Annotated in this window: 4 protein-coding genes and 1 pseudogene; all 5 read left to right on the top strand. The window is 70.1% G+C overall.

The window, feature by feature from the left end; genetic code table 11:
- Positions 1 to 197, top strand: a pseudogene (locus tag CCN51_RS48515) (amidase); the annotation flags it as partial.
- A complete protein-coding gene (locus tag CCN51_RS48510) occupies positions 194 to 1,297 on the top strand; it encodes a mandelate racemase/muconate lactonizing enzyme family protein (protein WP_014182258.1) in 1,104 nt (367 codons plus the stop codon). The pseudogene CCN51_RS48515 and the gene CCN51_RS48510, both read left to right, overlap by 4 nt.
- 28 nt (positions 1,298 to 1,325) lie before the next feature.
- On the top strand, positions 1,326 to 2,204 hold the full coding sequence (gene catA, locus CCN51_RS48505) for a catechol 1,2-dioxygenase (protein ID WP_014182257.1): 879 nt from the start codon (positions 1,326 to 1,328) through the stop codon (positions 2,202 to 2,204).
- A 16-nt stretch (positions 2,205 to 2,220) separates the two neighbouring features.
- Positions 2,221 to 2,499: a muconolactone Delta-isomerase gene (gene catC, locus CCN51_RS48500; protein ID WP_014182256.1), complete on the top strand. Its 279-nt coding sequence runs from the start codon at positions 2,221 to 2,223 to the stop codon at positions 2,497 to 2,499.
- Positions 2,500 to 2,598: 99 nt separating this feature from the next.
- Positions 2,599 to 3,015: a VOC family protein gene (locus CCN51_RS48495; protein WP_014182255.1), complete on the top strand. Its 417-nt coding sequence runs from the start codon at positions 2,599 to 2,601 to the stop codon at positions 3,013 to 3,015.
- The last annotated feature ends 77 nt before the right edge of the window (positions 3,016 to 3,092 follow it).

Here is a 3,092-nt window from a genome sequence, read left to right as displayed (position 1 = left end):
CCGCCCCGCACGGCCTCGGCGCCACCGGCACGCCCGTCCTCAGCCGCCCCTGGCAACTCCTCGGCCTGCCGGTCGTCACCGTCCCCGGCCACCGCGACCCGCGCGGCATGCCGCTCGGCCTCCAACTCGTGGGACACCCCGACCGCGTGGGCCGACTGCTCGGGGCCGCCGCGAGGGCCGAGGAGGCCATCCGATGAAGATCGCCGCGATCGAGGCCATTCCGTACGCGATCCCGTACACCAAGCCGCTGCGCTTCGCCAGCGGCGAGGTGCACACCGCCGAACACGTCCTCGTCCGCGTCCACACCGACGAAGGGCTGACCGGAGTGGCCGACGCGCCGCCCCGCCCCTTTACCTACGGTGAGACACAGGTCTCCGTGACCGGCGTGATCGAGCGGATCTTCGCCCCCCAGCTCGCCGGCATGGATGTCCTCGCCCGCGAGCGGATCCACGCCCGGCTGCACCGCACGGTGGGCAACCCGGCCGCCAAGGCGGCGATCGACATGGCCCTGTGGGACATCGCGGGACAGTCGCTGGGGGTGCCGGTCAGCCGGCTCCTCGGCGGCTGGTCCGACCGGATGCGGGTCGCCCACATGCTCGGCTTCGACGCCCCGGAGCGCATGGCCGCGGAGGCCGAGCGGATGCGGGACACGTACGGCATCACCACCTTCAAGGTGAAGGTCGGGCAGCGCCCGGTCCGGCTCGACATCGAGGTGTGCCGGGCCTTGCGCGATGCGCTGGGTGGTGAGGCCGAGCTGTACGTGGACGGCAACCGCGGCTGGACCGCCTCCGAGTCGGCGGCGGCCCTGAGAGAGCTCGACGCGATCGGCATCACGCTCGCCGAGGAACTGTGCCCCGCCGACGATGTCCTGGGCCGCCGGTGGCTCGTACGCAACAGCCCCGTGCCGTTCGTCGCGGACGAATCCGCCACCACCCCCGCCGAAGTGACCCGCTCGCTCCTGGACGGAGCCGCCACCGCGATCAGCATCAAGACCGCCCGCACCGGCTTCACCCACTCCCAGCGCGTGCTCTTCCAGTGCGAGGGGATGGGCGCCGAGGTCGTCATGGGCAATCAGATCGACGGCCAGCTGGGCACGGTGTGCACGGCGGTCTTCGGCGCCGCCCACGCCTCGTCCGCGCGCCGTCCCGGTGAACTCTCCAACTTCCTGGACATGAGCGACGACCTGCTCACCGAACCACTCGCCATCACCGACGGCGTGCTCGCCGTACCGGACCTCCCCGGCCTCGGTGTGGCGATCGACCCGGAGAAGCTCCACCGCTACCGCCAGGACCACTGATCCCCGACTGACAAAGGAGTCGCCTGATATGTCCGATGCCACCGCCAAAGCCGCAGTCAAAGCCACCGCCGCCGCCACCGCCGCCGCATCCGGCGCCTCGGCCACGGAACGTTTCCTGACCGACAAGACCGGTACCTCCGCCCCGGGCGCCGACACCGAGCGTGTCCACATTCTCGCCACGGAGATGATCAGCGCCGTCCACGACATCGTCCGCCGGCACCAGGTGACCTATGAGGAGTACAACGCCCTCAAGTCGTGGCTGATCTCCGTCGGCCGGGACGGAGAGTGGCCGCTCTTCCTGGATGTCTGGGTGGAGCACGTCGTCGAGGAGGTCGCCACCGCCGCCCGGCAGGGCAGCAAGGGCACGATCGAGGGCCCGTACTACGTCCCCGGCGCCCCCGAACTCCCCAGCGTCAGCATCCTGCCGATGCGCGACAAGGAGGCGGGTACCGAGCTCCTTTTCCAAGGGCGGGTCACCAGCGCGTCCGGTGAACCCCTGGCCGGTGCGCGGCTGGAGATGTGGCAGGCCGACGGCGAGGGGCTGTACGCGCAGTTCGCCCCTGGCATCCCGGAGTGGAACCTGCGCGGCAGTGTGGTCGCCGACGACGAGGGCCGGTTCGCGGTGACGACGATCCAGCCCGCCCCCTACCAGATCCCCACCGACGGCTCCTGCGGACGGCTCATCTCCGCCGCAGGCTGGCACGCCTGGCGCCCCGCCCATCTGCACCTGAAGGTCTCCGCACCCGGCCACACCACGCTCACCACCCAGCTGTACTTCAAGGGCGGTACATACGTCGAGGACGACGTGGCACGCGCCGTCAAACCCGAGCTGGTGATCGACCCGCGGCCCACCGGAGACGGCGGGTGCGAGGTCACCCACGGCTTCGTCCTCGACCCCGCTTCCTGACCGACGGGAGACCGCCATGCTCTTCGCCGTCCACATGACCGTGAACCTCCCGCCCGACCTGGACGCCGAGGCCCGTGCCACGACCCTCGCCGCCGAGAAGGAGTACGCGCAGCGGCTCCAGCACAGCGGCGAGTGGCTGCACCTGTGGCGCTGTGCGGGGCAGTACGCGAACCTCAGCGTCTTCGACGTCGCAGACAATGACCGGCTCAACGAAATCCTGTGGGGGCTGCCGCTCTTCCCGTACATGGACATCACCGTCACACCGCTCTCCCAGCACCCGTCCGCGCTCCACTGACACTGGGGGGCAAGGTAGCGGTCGTAGTGATCTGGGACTTGCAAGACGAGCGGCGCGGCCCCGTAGGCTGAGCTCTCGACCGCACTGTCTGGAGGAGTCATGACCAGTAGGTTCACCGAGTTGGTTGTCGACTGCCACGATCCGGAGCGGCTCGCGGCCTTCTGGTGCGCGGTTCTGGACTTCAAGGTGATCGACCGCAGCGAGGGCAAGGTCGAGATCGGCTCCTGGGAGCCGACCGTCGAGGAGGTCCGGGCCCGCCAGATGCCGCCCACCCTGGTGTTCATACGGGTGCCCGAGGGCAAGACCGCGAAGAACCGGCTCCACCTCGACGTCAGCCCGATCGACGGCAGTACCGACGACGAGGTGGCCAGGCTGCTCGCCCTCGGCGCCGCCAAGGTGGACTTGGGACAGGGCCCCGGCCGGAGCTGGGTGGTCATGGCCGACCCCGAGGGCAACGAGTTCGACGTCCTGCGCACCCTGGCACCGTCCAACTACATGACCGGTCCCAAGGGTTAGTGATCGTAGGCGGCCTTGTCTCACTGGTCACAGGACCTCGAGGGCGCTGATCCGCTGGGCGCCGTCCGCGGCCCCGG

This window comes from Streptomyces milbemycinicus (assembly GCF_002154605.1).
GTDB lineage: Bacteria > Actinomycetota > Actinomycetes > Streptomycetales > Streptomycetaceae > Streptomyces > Streptomyces milbemycinicus.
Note: the sequence above shows the minus strand (reverse complement) of the source record. Positions and strands in the feature narration are given on the sequence as shown.